This is a genomic window from Streptomyces sp. NPDC015532 (assembly GCF_043078065.1).
Taxonomy (GTDB): domain Bacteria; phylum Actinomycetota; class Actinomycetes; order Streptomycetales; family Streptomycetaceae; genus Streptomyces.
In genome coordinates this window covers 667,298-682,567 of record NZ_JBIBSY010000002.1, presented here as the reverse complement: position 1 = coordinate 682,567, position 15,270 = coordinate 667,298, and the positions used below count along the sequence as shown (strand labels likewise).

Here is a 15,270-nt window from a genome sequence, read left to right as displayed (position 1 = left end):
GACACCGTCCGGGTCCGTCGCTGTCCACGCGATCGTGACGGTCTTCTTGGTGGCCAGGCCGAGCACGACGTCCTTGCCACCGTTGACGACGACGTTCGAGAACGTCGTGTCGCTGGGCGCGGCCCCGTCCGCCGCCTGGGCGGCTGCCGGGATCACGGACGCGGAAAGGGTGGTGGCGAGGAACGCGGCGGCGGTGGCCGGGCGTACGCGCATGAAATCCCACTCGGGATCGGGGGGCTCGCCGCTTTCCTCACGGCGAACCAAGGCGATGGGTGACGCTGCCTGGACAGCCAGGGGCCGGTCGCGGTTGCCCTGGCGTTCGGCGCGGCTCTCGTCTTCCGTAACGCCTTCGGTGAACTTGGCCGGCGGTGTCGGCGGCAGCGCCTGGCATCGCGGCTCGTACGGGTCCTTCGGGCCGGTGGGCCTCAGGAGGGCGCGGCTCCGCTGGTGACGGTGGTCCAGCGGCCGCCTGACACCGAGCACACCGTCAGACCCCGGTTACGCGTGTCGCCGTACTCGTCGAAGGCGACCCGGCCGGTGACGCCGTCGAAGTCGAGCCGGGACACGGCCTGTCGCATCTTCGCGCGGGCGTCGCGGGGGAGCGTGCCGCCGTTGGCCGTCACGAGGGCCTTCACGGCCTCGACGATGCTCCAGGTCGCGTCATAGGCGTACGGCCCGTACCAGTTGGCGTCGTCCGTGTACCCGGCCGCGCGGTACCGGGCGAGGAAGTCCGCCCCGCCCGGCAGTTCCTCGGCGGGCACGCCGATGTTGACGGCGAGGTCGCCGTCGGCCTTCGGGCCGGACGTGAGAAACGCCTCGGTGAACATGCCGTCGCCGCCCATCAGGGGGATGCGGACCCCAGCCTGCTTGAGCTCCTTGGAGAGCGGTCCCGCGGTGTCGTAGTAGCCGCCGAAGTACACGGCGTCGGCGCCCGAGGCCCGGACGCTCGCGGCGAGATCGGAGAAATCGGTCTGGCCGTCATCGACCTGCTCCGCGCCGACCACGGTTCCGCCGAGCTTCTTGAACTCGGCCGTGAAACCGGCGGTGAGACCGGTGCCGTAGAGGCTCCGGTCGTCGATGACGTACACCTTGCTCTTCCCGCCCTCTGTGTGGAGGTAGCGGGCGGCGAACGGGCCCTGGTCCACGTCCGTGGCCACCGTGCGGAAGTACGTGTCGTGCGGACGGGACTTGGTGCCCGCCGCCCAGTCGGGGCCCAGCGTCGTCTCGGGAGCGGTGTTGCCCGGTGAGATGTTGACCAGGTCCGCCTGCGCCAGGGGTGGCACCAGGGTCCGGGCCACGCTGGAGTTCAACGGCCCGACGACGCCCAGCGTCTTCGCGTCGGAGACGAAACTCGCGGCGTTCTCCTGGCCCTTGGCGGGGTCGGCGGCGTCGTCCAGGGACTTGATCTGGAACGTGACGCCGGGGATGACGTTCTTCTTGTTGGCGGTCTTGACCGCGAGGTCGGCGGAGTTCCGGATGCCGAGCCCCATCGAGGACATACCGCCGGTGAGCGGTGCGTCCACCCCGATCACCACCGTCACGGCGGAAGCCGCGGCGGCGCCGTCGGCCGCTCCGCCACCGCCGGGTGTCTTGTCCTTACCCGAGAGGGTCCAGGTCAGGGCGGAGCCGGCCGCGAGCGTGGCCAGTGCCGCGCCCAGGACCACGGAACGCCGGGTGAGGGCGCGCGCCCGTACCGGCTTCGGCTCGCCCGTCTTCATCTCGGCCGTCGTCCCGGGCAGGACCACGTCCTCGGCCGGGGACGTGGGTACGGAAACCGACGGCGGGTCGGCCGGCCGGTCCGGGGCGGGAGGCTGGTCCCGAACGGGATCCCGGTCCGGGACGGGCGGTTGGTCCGGGTCAGCGTCATGGTCCGGGACGGAATCCTGGTCCGGGACGGAGTCCTGGTCCGGCACAGGATTCCGGTTCGGGACGGGGCGCTCGTCCGGAACCGGGTCAGGGGCCGGGTCAGGAGCCGGGGCCGGGACCGGGTGATGATCCTGAACGGGATCCTGGTCCGCTGTACGGGGGTCGGCCGGGGTCGCCCCGGAATCCAGGACCGTGGGCTCATGCGGCGTACCCGGTGTTGCGGCCTTGGGGGGCTTGCGGGGCTTGGGCGGCACGGAAGGTGGTGCGTGCTCCGTCGCGGCGTCCGGGACGGGATCGCGCTCGGGCGCGGGCTCCGGCCCCGGTTCCGCGGCCGTGTCGCCCAGGGCCGGGAAGGAGCGCAGCACCGACGCCAGCATCCCGGCGGCCTCGGAGGCGCCCAGCCGCTGTTCCGGATCTTTCGTGAGCAGCGCGTCCAGGACGGGCGCGAGCGGCCCGGCGTGGACCGGCGGCCGGTGCGGGCGGGTGAAGACGGCCACGGCCAGGGCGTGCAGACCTTCCGCCTCGAACGGCGGCTGCCCCTCGACGGCGTGGTACAGGGTGGCGCCGAGCGCCCACAGGTCGTTGGCGGGAGTCGGACGCTTGCCCTCCAGCTGCTCCGGCGCCATGTACTGCGGCGTACCGATGACGATCCCGCTGTGGCTCAGCTTGGTCGTGGCGTCCGCGAGGTGCGCGATGCCGAAGTCGGTGAGGACGACCCGGTCCTTGGTCAGAAGCACGTTGTCCGGCTTGATGTCGCGGTGGACGATCCGCCCCCCGTGCGCCTCGGCGAGCGCGTCGAGCATGGCGGCGCCGATCTGGGCCACCCGCCGCACGGGCAGCCGGCCCTGCCCGCGGATGGCGGCGGCCAGGGACTGACCGCGGATGAACTCCATGACGATCACGGGGGCGCCGTGGTGCTCCACGACGTCATGGATCGTGATGATTCCCGGGTGGCTGAGAGTGACCGCCGCACGGGCCTCGGCGGCGAAACGCCCGAGCAGCGTCGCGCGGTCGGCGTCCTCCATCCCCGGCGGGAAGAGGATCTCCTTGACGGCGACCTCCCGTCCGAAGAGCTGCTGGTCCACGCCACGCCAGACCCGGCCCATACCGCCTTGGCCGATGCGTTCGACCAGTTGGTAGCGGCCGGCGATGAGTTCGGGGTTCTGCTCGGTCACGCGCACACTCTAGGTCCTGCTGTGCCGTTCGCGTGAAGGAAAAGTGGCTTGATCGTGTTCCTGGGACGAGGCGGGATGAGGGTGGGGTCGGGCGGCACCGCGGGTGCTGGGGCCGCGCGGGCATCCCGGTTCAGGGGCCCGGAGTGTGGCGACCCGTCAGCGCCTCGGGGGAGGTCGCCTTCGCCGACGCGACCGAGGGCGGTGAGGTGTCCGGCCGGCGTGTGGCCGGTGGCCGGGGCGTGCTGTTCGAGAACGGTGACGGCGTTCTCGGTCCGCACGTCGAACACCTCGTCGTACGCGGCTCCGGCGCAGGGGCCGGCCGGCCCGGAACGTACCGGTGGAGCGGGCTCCCTCGCGAAGCGATGACCTGCGCCACACCCGATGGTCCTTCCGGTGCGGTCCCCGGCATGTGAAGCTGCTGGATCGTATGAACCGTGAACCGGCCGGGGCGCGCCCCTGCGAGCCGGTGATGCCAGAGAGGAATGGCTGCATGTCGACTGCGAAGCGCCGGTACAGCCTGACGTGGACCGACCCGGACGGGGCGTCGCAGGCTTCCGCGGGCCGTTACGACAAGCGTTCCGCCACGCGGCGTCGGCGTGCGCTGGAGGCGGTCGGCTGCACCCGTGTCGAGGTCGTCGTGGTCGAGCCCGGAGAGCTCCCCGAACCGGCACTCTGAGAGCCCCGGACATCGCGCCGCTGTCACGCCGGGTACGTCTCCGGCCCGCTCAGGCGGCGGTGCCGGGGCTGAGGTAGTGCACCGTCGTCCGCGCGGCGTGCGGCGCGAGCAGTGCTCGCAGCTCGTCGGCCGCCGTCTTGAGGAGCTGTCCGTCGCGGGTGGCGTGCAGGGTTTCGAGGATGAAGGCCACGTGGCTGGAGTCGGGCGTGACGCGGGTGCGGTGGGCGTCGCGGTGGTTCCAGTGCCGGGTGAGTACGTCGGTGGTGTCGGCGTAGACGACTTCCCCGGGGCGGGGGTTCTCGACGGCCTCGGGTTCGCCGAGCGGGGTGAAGGATTCGCTGCCGTCGGCGTAGCGGATCTCGACGTCGCCGGTGACGCGGTCGAGGTCGAAGGCGCCGGCGGGCAGGCCGTGGCGCACGGAGACGGCGTTGTAGGAGTCGACGGCCGCGTTGATGCGCGGGAGGGTGCCCTTCTTGGCGAGACGGCGGCCGAGGGCGTCGACGCTGGGCCGGGTGCGGCGAGGGTTGGTGCCGAAGGACCGGTACGCGGTGTGCCATGCCTCGATGCGCGGATCGGTCTCGTCGGCCGGCTGCCAGGTGGCGTCGGCGAGCTGCCGCTCCAGGTCCTGAAGGGTGGTGGCGGTGGCGGGCCAGGGTTCGTCGCCGCGCAGGCCGGTGGCGGTCACGACGGCGATGAGCGTGTCGGGGAAGGCGTCGGCGACGGAGGCGTTGATACGGAAGGTGGTCATCCGGGGGTCCGTTCCGGGTGGAGGTGCATCGGGCGAAGGTGCATGAGGAGCGCGGTCAGGGTTTCCAGGGGCCGACGCGGTCCAGACGGCGCAGCTGCTGCGCCGCGGTGGGCCCGTCCAGGCCGGTGCCGCGTTCGGTGAGCCGGCGCGCGGTGTCGGTGCGCTGCTCGACGGGTTTGTGGTCGTCGTACTTGAACTTCGCGCGCACCGCGGTGACGTCCAGGCGCAGACCGCGGATGCCGGTCAGCATCCGGCCGTACGGGGGCCGGTCGGGCTCGATGGCGGCGTGGTCGCCCTCGGGCTGGAAGTGGGCCATCTGGCGGCGGAGGAGTTCGGCCTTGGCCTCGGGTTCGTCGACGACCGTCGCCCGGCAGGTGAACTGGACGGCCGCGTAGTAGCTGGTGGGGACGCCGTCGGTGGGCGGGACGTCGGGGGTGGCGCGCCAGGGCCCGGGGATGAAGGCGTAGTCGCCGGTGACGGTGAACGTGACGTCGGGGCCGGCCTCGATCGCCTTCCAGACGGGGTTGGGGCGGGCGAGGTGGATGAGCAGATCACCGTCATCGACGGTGAAATGGGTGGGGACGACGACGGGTGCCTGTCCGGGCAGGCCGTTGACGCTGAGGATGCCGAAGTCGTGGCCGTCGGCGATCCAGGCCCGCCATTCGGCGTCGTCGAGGGCGGCGTCCCAGGGCTGGATGAACATGCGGGGCCCCTTCCGGGCGCGTACGGGGTCAGGTGACGGCGAGGAGGCTGACGGCCACGGCGGCGGTGCCCAGGCCGATCAGCTGCCCGCGGTGGATCCGCTCGGCGAGCATCCCGCGGGCGAGCAGGACGGTGCCGGCCGGGTACAGGGCGGTGATCACGGCGACGACGGCGAGGTCGCCGCTCCGGGCCGCGAGCAGGAACAGCAGATTCGCCACCGAGTCCAGCACGCCGGCCGCCGCCGACATCGCGTACGCGGGCTTCTCCGATCCCAGGCGGCGGTACATCAGCCCCGCCGCGGCCAGGGTGACGGCGGAGGAGACCGCACGGCCGACGATCAGGGGTCCGACACCGCTGTCCGCGGGCGCCTGGTGCAGGAAGATCAGCTGGAGCGCGATGGCGGCGCCGGCGCCCAAGGCCAGCAGCAGCGCCGTACGCGACGGGCGCGCGGTTCCGGATCCGCCCCCGGCGCTGACCAGGACCACCGCCGCCAGTGCCAGCGGCAGGCCGATCAGCCCGGCCGGGCCCAGGAGCTCACCCTGCGCCAGACCGACACCCACCGGCAGCATGGCCGAGATCAGAGCGGTGAGGGGCGAGAGGACGTTCATCGGGCCGATCGCGAGCGTGCGGTAGAGCAGGGCGAACGCGGCGGCCGAGGCGACACCGGACGCCGCGCCCCAGGCGAGGGTCGCCGGGGCGAAGGAGGCGCCGAGGAAGGGCCACAGCAGCAGCTCGACGGTGAGCGAGGCCGGAGCGGCGATCATCACCGTGCGCAGGACATGGGCCTTGCGGGCGCCGAGACCGCCGAGGAAGTCGGCGCATCCGTAGGCCAGGGAGCTGCCCAGGGCCAGCAGCAGAGTGATCACGGGTACATCCCTTACTATCAATGGAACGACTACACCGTACAACGCACCGACCGGAGCTGGTCAACCGAACGACTGCGTCGGGCGGTGCGGTGAACGCTGCCAGGAGGGGAGACCGATGGCCGAGACCGAGGCGGCACTGCGGACGCTCGCGCACAACGTCAGGGCCGCCCGCACCCGCGCCGGACTGTCCCTGGACGAACTCGGCCGCCGCGCCAAGGTCAGCAAGGGTGCCCTGGTCGGCCTGGAGAAGGCCCAGGGCAACCCGAACTTCGCCACCCTGGTCCGCCTCGCCGACACCCTGGGCATCTCGGTGTCCGCGCTGATGGAGGGACCTGCCGAAGGCCGCGTCCGGGTGGTGACCGCCGATGCCGTCATGCCCCTGTGGGCCGGGGAGAAGGGAAGTGAGGCGCGGCTGATGCTGACCACCTCGGGACCGGCCCCGGTCGAGGTCTGGCGCTGGAGGCTGGAACCGGGCGAGGAGTACCCCAGCCATCCGCATCAGGCGGGCGTCGTGGAGACCGTCAGCGTCACCGCCGGAGAGATGGTGCTCGTCGTCGACGGCACCGAGTACGCCCTGGAGACCGGGCAGACCGCCACCTTCGAGGGCGACGCCCCGCACACCTACCGCGGCTCAGGCCATCAGACCTGCCACCTGATCATGACCGTTCACATCCCGCCCGGTCCCGCCGCCACGGCCTGACCGGCGTTCCGCACGCCCGACAGCGAGTGTGCCGGGGCGGTGGCCAGACGCGGTGCCGGGGCGCCGGAGTGGGCACCCCCACTCACCCAGGGGGCGCGCCGCTCAGCACGGGCCCATCCGGCCAGGAATGCGCAACGCGTCGGGCAGGCAGCGGCCGGGTATCAGGCGCTGCGCCGCGGCTTGCGCGCCGCCGTCTTCTTGGCCGCGTTCTTGGCGGGCTGCTTCTTCGCCGTCCTCGCCGTCGTCGTCTTCTTCGCCGCGGTCTTCTTGGCCGCCGTCTTCTTCTTCGGCAGGTCGTGGACGGTGGCGTCGTCGCCCCGGGACTTGCGGGCCTTGGCCACGGACTCCTTGAGCGCGGCCATGAGATCGACGATCTGCCCCGGCTCCTGCTCGGGCTCCTCGGCCGAGGGCGGCTCGCGGTGCTCTCGTTTGGCTTCGATGAGCCGTTCCACCGCCTCGGTGTACCGGTCGGTGAACTCCTCGCCTTCCAGGTCGTCCCGGGTCAGCCCGTCGATGAGCTGCTCCGCCTGGGCGATCTCCGCGTCGGTGAGTTCGATCTCGTCCGGTCTCAGTTCGGCGGGGCTGCGGATCTCGTCGGACCAGCGCATGGCGTGCAGGACGATGACGTCGTCGCGGACCCGGAGAAGGCCGAGGCGCTCGCGGCCGCTCCAGGCGTACTTCGCCACGGCCACCTTCGAGGAACGCTCCAGGGCCTTCCGCAGGAGGGTGTAGGGCTTGGCGGCCACCTTGCCGTCGGGCTGGAGGTAGTAGCCGTCGCCGATCTGGATCGGGTCGATGGAGTCCAGCGGCACGAACGCCTCGATCTCGATGGCTTTCGCCGTGGGCAGCGGTATCTCCCGCAGTTCCTCGTCGAGCACCGGGATGATCGTGTCCTTGCCCCACTGGTAGCCCTTGCCGATCTCGGACTGCGCGACCTCGCGGCCCTCGATCTCGCAGATCTTGCGGCTCCGGACCCGGCCCATGTCCTCCAGGTGCACCTGGTGGAAGTGGATGCTGTGGTCCTCCCGGGCGCTGACCACGTGGATGGGCACGGTGACCAGGCCGAACGAGATGGCGCCGGACCAGACGGTTCGGGGCATGGAAGACCTCCGCGACAGGAGCCGAGGACTTCAGCCTAGGAGCAGTCGCAGGCCGAGGCGCGGCGAAGCTCGCAGGTCGCGGCGCGGCGAGCCCCGCGGACAGCGGAACCGGGGACCTCGGACGAGCAGGTCCCCGGGCCCGGCCGCCGGTCCGGTGAGGCGCGGCATCCCGCTGACTCGGCGGCCGGGGTGGCCCGGGGAGGTCAGAGGCCGCCGGTGTTGAGCAGGCGGTTGGGGGTGTCGGAGCGCACGCCCCGCACGACACCGCGGGTGGCCGTGTGGTCGAGCCAGACGTGAACCTCCTGCGCGGTGGCGTGGGGGTGTGCCGACAGATACAGCGCGATCACGCCGGTCGCGTGCGGCGCGGCCCAGGACGTCGCGCCGTCGTTCTCCGTGGTCGTACCGCCGCCGGCGAGGGCGGCGGTCACCTTCTGGCCGGGGGCGTACAGGTCCACGCACCGTCCGTAGCCCGATCCGTAGGAACCGCTGTCGGTCCAGGCGCGGTCGTTCGAGGTGGAGGCGGCCACGACGATGGTGCCGGGGACTCCGGCGGGGGAGTGCTTGCAGGCGTCGTCATGGTAGTTGCCGGCCGACACCACCGTCGGGATCCCCGCGTCGACCATCTTCTTCACGGCGGACTCCAGGGCCGTCGACCGGTGGCCGAGGTTGAGCGACATGTTCACCACCGCGGGCTTCTGCGCGTGCGCGGTGACCCACTTGACCGACTTCACCAGGGCCGCCTCCGCCGCCGCCGGGGAGCCGCCGCCGTCGCTCTCGCACACGATGCCCTGGACCCGTACGAGCTCCGCCTTGGGGGCCACCCCGTACTTCGCCCCGCCGATGACGCCCGCGACGAACGTGCCGTGGCCGGTGCCCGCCTCGCTGAAGCAGTCACCGGAGTCCTTCGGGCCCACGAAGTCGGCGCCGAGGCGGGCGCGCCCGCCGAACTCCTTGTGGGCGATGTCCATTCCGGTGTCGATCACGTAGACGTGGACGCCCTTGCCCGTGGCGGTAGTGGTGAACTTCCCGTTGAGCGGCCGCGACCGCTGGTCGAGAATGTCGAGGTTCCACGGCACCTGCCGAGTCGTGGCCCTCGCCGCGGTCCCGGACGACATCCCCACGGTGGCGTGGGGCGTCGGCGCCCAGCCGGAGGACGCCTTGTTCTCGAAGGGCGTCACGTCCGTGCCCTTCTTGTGGGAGGAGGGCGCCCCGCCTGCCGCCGTGCCGGCTTCCCCGCCGCAGGCGGAGGCCCCGAGCACCGTTGCCATGGCCGCCACCAGGAGACCGGCCTTCGTCACGTTCCGCGTCACAACTTCCCCCATGTTCCCGCCCCGTACACAGTCAGCGCACAAGACGACCACAGCGGGCCGGCGGTTCCGGCGGAGCGTGCGAGGGGTCCGTCCCCGTGCTCGCGGCCGGTCCTGGAGCGCACGGCCTTCCAGGTGGTGACGTGACGCCTACCAGTAGGTGCGCGTGACCTTGTCGGGCAGTCGGCCCTGCCGCTCCGCCTCCCGGAGGATCGCCGCTGCGACGGCCAGGAACGCACGGTGGAGTCCCGGGTCCGGATCGGGGTTCTCCACGTTCCCGACGTTCTTGTCGAGGACCATCGTGCCGAGGAGTGTTCCCTCCGGTGTACAGGCACGGGCGACCGAGGCGTCCGGATCGACCAGGATGTTCCCGGTGGCGCCCTCGATGGTCTCCCACGCGTAGACGGATCCCGCCTCGACAGCAAGGATCTTCCTGCACGCCAGTGATGCTGTCACGGCAATGTCCACCAGTTCGCTCGTGCCAGGGCCTTGATCACCTGAACCCTATGCCCTCCGCCGCTGCCGCTGCCGCCTCCTCCTCCGCCGCCGTCGGACCGGGCCGCTCCTTCTCGCACGCCTCGGCCCACTGCGGCCGATCCGGCTACACGGTCGAGCCGTCCGACGTACGTGCCGACGCCCTTGGCGATTCGTCAGGCCCGCGCCCGCCAGGGGGTTCCGAGGGAAGGAGTTCGCCCACGAGTGCCGCGACCTGTTCGACCTCGATGAGGAAGCCGTCGTGGCCGTAGGGGGATTCGATCAGCCGGAGACCGTCTGATGCGGAGATGCCGTCCGCCAGCTCCGCCTGCTGGGCCGGTGGGTAGAGGCGGTCGGAGTCGACTCCGGCCACGAGGGTGCGGGCGGTCACCCGTCGCAGAGCCGCGCGCACGCCACCGCGGCCCCGGCCGATGTCGTGACTGTTCATGGCCTCGGACAGCACGACGTAGCTGCCCGCGTCGAAGCGGCTCACCAGCTTGGCCGCGTGATGGCCGAGGTAGGACTCGACCTGGTACCGGCCGCCGTTCCAGGGGTCCTCCGCGCCCTGGGGCGTACGTCCGAAGCGGACATGGAGTTCCCGCTCGCTGCGGTAGGTGACATGGGCGATCCGTCGAGCCAGGCCCAGACCTGTGTGGGGGCCGTGGCCGGTGTCGTGGTAGTCGCCTCCGCGCCAGTTCTGGTCGGAGCGGATGGCCTGCAACTGGATGTCGGCCCAGGCGATCTGCTCGGCGCTCGCCGAGGCGCTCGTGGCGAGCAGCAGGAGCGCGCCGGTTCGTTCGGGATACGACACGCCCCATTCCAGGGCCCGCATCCCGCCCATCGAACCGCCGACCACCAGAGCCCAGCGGTCGATGCCGAGCATGTCGGCCAGGCCGGCCTCGGCCGCCACCTGGTCACGCTGCGTCACAAAGGGAAAGCCGCCGCCCCAGCGGCGTCCGTCCGGTGTGAGCGACGAGGGTCCGGTACTGCCCTGGCAGCCTCCGAGGGCGTTCGGAGCCACGACGAACCAGCGGTCCGGGTCCAGGGCCCGTCCCGGTCCGACGAGCCCGTCCCACCAGCCGGGGGTGGGGTGCCCGGGGCCGGCCGGTCCGACGACGTGACTGTCCCCGGTGAGAGCGTGCAGGACAAGCACCGCATTGGAGGCGTCCGGCGCGAGCCGTCCCCATGTCTCGAACGCCAGCCGCACACCCGGCAGTTCGGCGCCCGCCTCCAGCGGGAGAGGCTTGTCGCGGCGGTACCACCGGCGACGCCCCGGCGGGTCCCCCTCCCGCCAGGCACCGGTGGCCGGCGGGAGGGGCTCCTGATGGGGCGTCAGTACGGTGTTCAGGAGGCGCCCTTGGCCGCGCGGAAGCCTGCCTCCAGGTCCGCCTTGAGGTCGGCGAGGTTCTCGATGCCGACCGACAGACGCACCAGACCCGGTGAGGTGCCGGTCGCGGCGAGCTGTTCGTCGTCCAGCTGACTGTGGGTGGTGGACGCCGGGTGGATGATCAGGCTGCGTACGTCGCCGATGTTGGCGAGGTGGCTGAACAGCTCGACCGCGTCCACGAATCGCTTGCCCGCCTCCACCCCGTCCCGCAGCTCGAAGGAGACCACGGCACCGGCACCGCGCGGCAAGTACCTCTGGCCCGCCTCGTACCACTTGCTGGACGGGAGTCCCGGGTAGTGGACCGCGGCCACCTCGTCGCGCTGCTCCAGCCATTCGGCGAGTGCCTGGGCGTTCGCCGAGTGCCGCTCGATGCGCAGGCTCAGCGTCTCCACGCCCTGAAGGAGCAGGAACGAGGAGTGCGGGGAGAGCGCGGGGCCGAGGTCGCGCAGCAGTTGAACCCGCAGCTTGACCGCGAAGGCGCCGGGGCCGAGGGCCGGCCAGTACCGCAGCCCGTGGTAGCTCGGGTCCGGCTCGGTGAAGTCCGGGAACCGCTCGGCGTGCGCGCCGAAGTCGAAGGTGCCGCCGTCGACGACCACGCCCGCGATGGTCGTGCCGTGCCCGCCCAGGAACTTGGTGGCCGAGTGCACGACGATGTCCGCACCGTGCTCAAGGGGCCGCAGCAGATACGGAGTCGGGACGGTGTTGTCCACGATCAGCGGCACGCCCTCGGCGTGGGCGACGTCCGCGACCGCCCGCACGTCCAGCACGTTGCCGCGCGGGTTGCCCAGCGTCTCCGCGAACAGCGCCTTGGTGTTCGGCCGGATCGCCGCCCGCCATGCCTCGGGGTCGTCGGGGTCGTCGACGAACGACACGTCGATACCGAACTTGGGGAGCGTGTGCCGGAAGAGGTTGTACGTACCTCCGTACAGGGACGTACTGGAGACGATGTGGTCGCCCGAGCTCGCGAGCGTCAGGATGGCCAGCGTCTCCGCCGCCTGTCCGGAGGCGAGTGCGACGGCCGCAACGCCGCCCTCCAGCGCGGCGATCCGCTGCTCGAAGACATCCTGGGTGGGGTTGTGGATGCGCGTGTAGATGTTGCCCGGTTCGGCCAGCGAGAACAGGTCGGCCGCGTGCTGGGTGTCCCGGAACACGAACGACGTCGTCTGATAGATCGGTGTCGCCCGGGCGCCGGTCGTCGGGTCGGGTGCGGCCCCCGCGTGGATCTGCTTGGTCTCGAAGGACCACGCCGAGGTGTCGGGCCCCGCGGGCGCCTCTTCCGGGGTGTGGCCGGCGGTGACGGAGTCGATGGGCTGGCTCATGGTGCTGCTCCCTGTACGGAGGGTGAGAGAGGGAAGGCGTGAGGAACCACGACGCCGCGGACCGCAGCCGGTACGGCAGCGGCGGGCAGCGTTATGCGGTGAAGGAGATGCTGGTCAGAAGGCCGGGCGGGACGTCAGCTCGCGGCCGGACAACCGGTGGTGGTGACACGCACGTAATCGACGTGGCGGCGGGTCACAAGCACGGTCATGAGCCCAGGTAACCACATGGCGGCGTCACGAACCAGCCATACGCGGTGTCCCGGGGGTGTCTCTTCCGTCGGAGGACACCTTTGACGGACCCTTCTGGAGGAGTGCCGGTCCGGCGACGGGACCGCCGTCCTCAGGTACGCGGCCCGGCGGGAACGGGTTGCGCGCTTCTCATTCCGCCCGTCCCGGGGACGGGGTACGGGCCCGGGGCGCGCCGTCGGGCGGCGCGGAATCATTCCGTCGCTCCAACCCGCCGCGAACAGTCGCTCCAACCCGCCCCGAACAAACGGGGAAACCCTCCGTGTCCGCCATGCAAGACCTGCCCCGATTTTCTTGACCACCGCTGTGAACGTCTGCTGAACTCCCGTCCCATGAACCCGCGCGTGGACCTGACCCGGCGGCGCCACATCGATCTGGCGCTCGTCGCCAGCACGTTTTGTTGTCGCTGACCCGGCAGGTAGTCCCCGGCAGCGATCGGTCCGCACGGACCGCGCACGTCGGCCGGACGCGGTGTCAAACCGCCCGTGCAGCACGGCTGTCGAGCGGGATCGTCGCATCCGGCTGCTGAGCTCCGCTCGCACGTTCCGACCTCACACCTCTCCTTCCCTGCCGCGGGCGGAAGCGTTCCCGGCGCGGGGCGCGCAGGGGTGTGAAGGCCGTACGAGCGGGCAGCGGCGGTCGTCGAGGAACGGGCGAGCCGTCAACAGGCTTCAGGTCGGTAAGGCGGCCCGCCGTCGGATTCGGCGAGCCGGCATCAGCGTGCCCGTGGCCTGACCTGCCCGACCGCGTTTCCTTCGTGACCGTCGGCCGCCTGTCCCCGCGTCCTGACCCCAGGTGCCCGCCCGACTCCGGCCGGACGGACCGCGGGCGTGGTCTGCCATCGCGTCACCCATCCGCCAGCACACGGTGGTACGCCCACCTCCTCCGACAAGGACCTCCTCATGCCCGTGTCCATCCGTAAACTCACCGGCCGCGTCGGCGCGGTGGCCGGGGGCGCCGACCTCACGGCGCCACCGGACGAGCCCACGCTCAGGTCTCCCGTGCCCCCGCCGCAACGCGTCTGTGACGCCTCGCGGTACACCCCGGAACGGGCGGCGGCGGCATGAGCGAGATCCGCATCCCGGCGCCGGCCGTCCTCAGGGGCCCGGACGCCGCGACGAAGAACGCGCGGGAACGCGAGGTGTTCCTTCCGCGGGGCGCGCGTCGCGGAACGCCGCTCGGCGCACTCCGGCAGCGGCTGCGCTGGCCGCTGGGCATCTACACGACCCCGGTCGTGATCCTCCTCGCCTGGGAGGCGCTCGCCAGGGCCGGGGTGCTGACCAAGACCTACGCTCCGGCCCCGACCTCGATCGTGAAGTCCGCCGTCGATCTGTGGCAGCAGGGAGTGCTCGGGCCGGACCTGGCCATCTCGCTGCAGCGGGCCGGCATCGGCCTCGCGATCGGCCTGACGGCGGGCATCGTCACCGGGGTCCTCGGCGGACTGCTGCGCAGCGGTGAGTATCTGTTCAACGGCGTCGTGCAGGTGCTCAACACGATCCCCCTCCTCGCCGTGCTGCCGCTGATGATCGTGTGGTTCGGCATCGACGAGCTCACGAAGGTCCTGCTGATCTCCTTCGGCGCCGGCGTCCCGATGTATCTCAACCTGTTCGCCGCGATCCGCGGTGTCGACCAGCGGCTGATCGAGATGACACGCACGACCGGAGCGGGCACCTGGCGCCTGGTGACGCGGGTGCTGGTGCCCGGATCCCTGCCGGGCTTCCTGGTCGGCCTCCGCTTCTCCCTCGCCTACAGCGTCCTGGGCCTCGTCGCCGCGGAAACGGTCAACGCGGACACGGGACTCGGCTTCCTCATCACCCAGGGACAGACCTATCTCCAGACCAACCAGGTCTTCGTGGGGCTGGTGATCTACTCGCTCCTCGGTCTGCTGGCCGACCAGTTCGTCCGGGCTCTCGAGAGGGTGCTGCTGCGGTGGCGCCCCAGTTATGAGGCGTCATGAGCAGCACAGTCGCGACCGATCTCCGCCGCCAGACCGGTGTCGTCGTCGAGCGCGTCGTCCGGCGGTTCGGTGACCGGGCGGTGCTCGACCAGCTCGATCTCACCATCGCCGACGAGGAGTTGGTGATCCTGCTCGGTCCCTCGGGCTGCGGCAAGAGCACACTCCTGCGTCTGCTCGCCGGACTGGACCGGCCCGACGGAGGACGCGTCGAGGTCCCGGCGAAGCGGGCGATCGTCTTCCAGGCCGACCGGCTGCTGCCCTGGCAACGGGTCCTTCGCAACGTCACCCTCGGCCTCCACGGCCCCGACGCGGACCGGCGGGCCCGCGACGTCCTCGCCGAGGTCGGACTCTCCGGCCGCGAGAAGGCATGGCCCAAGGAGCTCTCCGGCGGCGAGGCGCAGCGGGTGTCGCTGGCCCGAGCGCTGGTCTCGGAGCCCGAACTCGTCCTGCTCGACGAGCCGTTCGCGGCCCTCGACGCCATCACGCGGCTGCGCATGCACGACCTCGTACGCGCACTGCGGACGAAGCACCAGGCGGCGATGCTGCTCGTCACCCACGACATCGACGAGGCGATCGCCCTGGGCGACCGCATCCTCGTCATGAGCGACGGCCGCATCGGCACCTCGCACCAGGTCCATCTCTCCGCCGCGGACCGCGAAGCGAGTGTCGCGCGCGAGGAACTCCGCGCCCGGCTCCTGGAAGACCTCGGCCTCGCCGGGCAGCACTGATGTCCCCGAACACACCCTC

General features: G+C 71.6%; 15 protein-coding genes. 6 read left to right on the top strand and 9 right to left on the bottom strand.

Annotation, left to right across the window (positions count from 1 at the left end):
* Nucleotides 1–425: 425 nt before the first annotated feature.
* Complete coding sequence (locus ACF07B_RS09665; RefSeq protein ID WP_392178458.1) at nt 426–3,041, bottom strand: ABC transporter substrate-binding protein; 2,616 nt, start codon at nt 3,039–3,041, stop codon at nt 426–428.
* A gap of 143 nt (nt 3,042–3,184) precedes the next feature.
* Between ACF07B_RS09665 and ACF07B_RS09660 the strand changes: the two genes are divergently transcribed.
* Nucleotides 3,185–3,454 carry a hypothetical protein gene (locus tag ACF07B_RS09660; RefSeq protein ID WP_392178457.1) on the top strand — a complete coding sequence of 90 codons (270 nt, stop codon included), beginning with the start codon at nt 3,185–3,187 and terminating at the stop codon, nt 3,452–3,454.
* A 77-nt stretch (nt 3,455–3,531) separates the two neighbouring features.
* Nucleotides 3,532–3,717 carry a hypothetical protein gene (locus ACF07B_RS09655; RefSeq protein ID WP_326783281.1) on the top strand — a complete coding sequence of 62 codons (186 nt, stop codon included), beginning with the start codon at nt 3,532–3,534 and terminating at the stop codon, nt 3,715–3,717.
* Nucleotides 3,718–3,766: 49 nt separating this feature from the next.
* On the opposite strand, the gene ACF07B_RS09650 is transcribed toward ACF07B_RS09655, so the two are convergent.
* From ACF07B_RS09650 to ACF07B_RS09640, 3 genes are read right to left on the bottom strand one after another with little or no spacing between them, the layout of a single operon-like run.
* Nucleotides 3,767–4,465 carry a B3/4 domain-containing protein gene (locus ACF07B_RS09650; protein WP_392178456.1) on the bottom strand — a complete coding sequence of 233 codons (699 nt, stop codon included), beginning with the start codon at nt 4,463–4,465 and terminating at the stop codon, nt 3,767–3,769.
* Between the two features lie 55 nt (nt 4,466–4,520).
* Nucleotides 4,521–5,168, bottom strand: a complete 648-nt coding sequence (locus tag ACF07B_RS09645) for an FMN-binding negative transcriptional regulator (protein ID WP_392178455.1) — start codon at nt 5,166–5,168, stop codon at nt 4,521–4,523.
* 28 nt (nt 5,169–5,196) lie between these two features.
* Nucleotides 5,197–6,033 carry an EamA family transporter gene (locus tag ACF07B_RS09640; protein ID WP_392178454.1) on the bottom strand — a complete coding sequence of 279 codons (837 nt, stop codon included), beginning with the start codon at nt 6,031–6,033 and terminating at the stop codon, nt 5,197–5,199.
* A gap of 115 nt (nt 6,034–6,148) precedes the next feature.
* On the opposite strand from ACF07B_RS09640, the gene ACF07B_RS09635 reads away from it, so the two are divergent.
* Nucleotides 6,149–6,733 carry a helix-turn-helix domain-containing protein gene (locus ACF07B_RS09635; protein ID WP_392178453.1) on the top strand — a complete coding sequence of 195 codons (585 nt, stop codon included), beginning with the start codon at nt 6,149–6,151 and terminating at the stop codon, nt 6,731–6,733.
* A 161-nt stretch (nt 6,734–6,894) separates the two neighbouring features.
* Here ACF07B_RS09635 and ACF07B_RS09630 read toward each other — a convergent pair whose 3' ends face one another.
* The 5 genes from ACF07B_RS09630 to ACF07B_RS09610 form a co-directional block, all read right to left on the bottom strand.
* Entirely contained in the window at nt 6,895–7,833 is a 939-nt protein-coding gene (locus ACF07B_RS09630) for a Ku protein (protein ID WP_369479892.1), read from the bottom strand.
* Between the two features lie 203 nt (nt 7,834–8,036).
* Entirely contained in the window at nt 8,037–9,155 is a 1,119-nt protein-coding gene (locus ACF07B_RS09625; RefSeq protein ID WP_392178452.1) for a S8 family peptidase, read from the bottom strand.
* Nucleotides 9,156–9,290: 135 nt separating this feature from the next.
* Nucleotides 9,291–9,596, bottom strand: coding sequence for a hypothetical protein (locus tag ACF07B_RS09620; RefSeq protein WP_384234151.1), 306 nt, complete (start codon nt 9,594–9,596; stop codon nt 9,291–9,293).
* Nucleotides 9,597–9,741: 145 nt separating this feature from the next.
* Nucleotides 9,742–10,962: a homoserine O-acetyltransferase gene (locus tag ACF07B_RS09615; protein WP_392178752.1), complete on the bottom strand. Its 1,221-nt coding sequence runs from the start codon at nt 10,960–10,962 to the stop codon at nt 9,742–9,744.
* Nucleotides 10,959–12,320 (bottom strand): bifunctional o-acetylhomoserine/o-acetylserine sulfhydrylase, encoded by a 1,362-nt coding sequence (locus ACF07B_RS09610; RefSeq protein WP_392178451.1) that lies wholly within the window; start codon nt 12,318–12,320, stop codon nt 10,959–10,961. Before ACF07B_RS09610 ends, ACF07B_RS09615 begins: the two co-directional genes overlap by 4 nt.
* A gap of 1,148 nt (nt 12,321–13,468) precedes the next feature.
* Here ACF07B_RS09610 and ACF07B_RS09605 point away from each other — a divergent pair.
* From ACF07B_RS09605 to ACF07B_RS09595, 3 genes are read left to right on the top strand one after another with little or no spacing between them, the layout of a single operon-like run.
* The gene (locus ACF07B_RS09605) at nt 13,469–13,633 is read left to right on the top strand and encodes a hypothetical protein (protein WP_392178450.1); all 165 of its coding nucleotides are present in this window, start codon (nt 13,469–13,471) and stop codon (nt 13,631–13,633) included.
* Complete coding sequence (locus tag ACF07B_RS09600; protein ID WP_384234147.1) at nt 13,630–14,523, top strand: ABC transporter permease; 894 nt, start codon at nt 13,630–13,632, stop codon at nt 14,521–14,523. The genes ACF07B_RS09605 and ACF07B_RS09600 overlap by 4 nt, the downstream gene beginning before the upstream one ends.
* Nucleotides 14,520–15,251, top strand: a complete 732-nt coding sequence (locus tag ACF07B_RS09595; protein WP_392178449.1) for an ABC transporter ATP-binding protein — start codon at nt 14,520–14,522, stop codon at nt 15,249–15,251. Before ACF07B_RS09600 ends, ACF07B_RS09595 begins: the two co-directional genes overlap by 4 nt.
* The last annotated feature ends 19 nt before the right edge of the window (nt 15,252–15,270 follow it).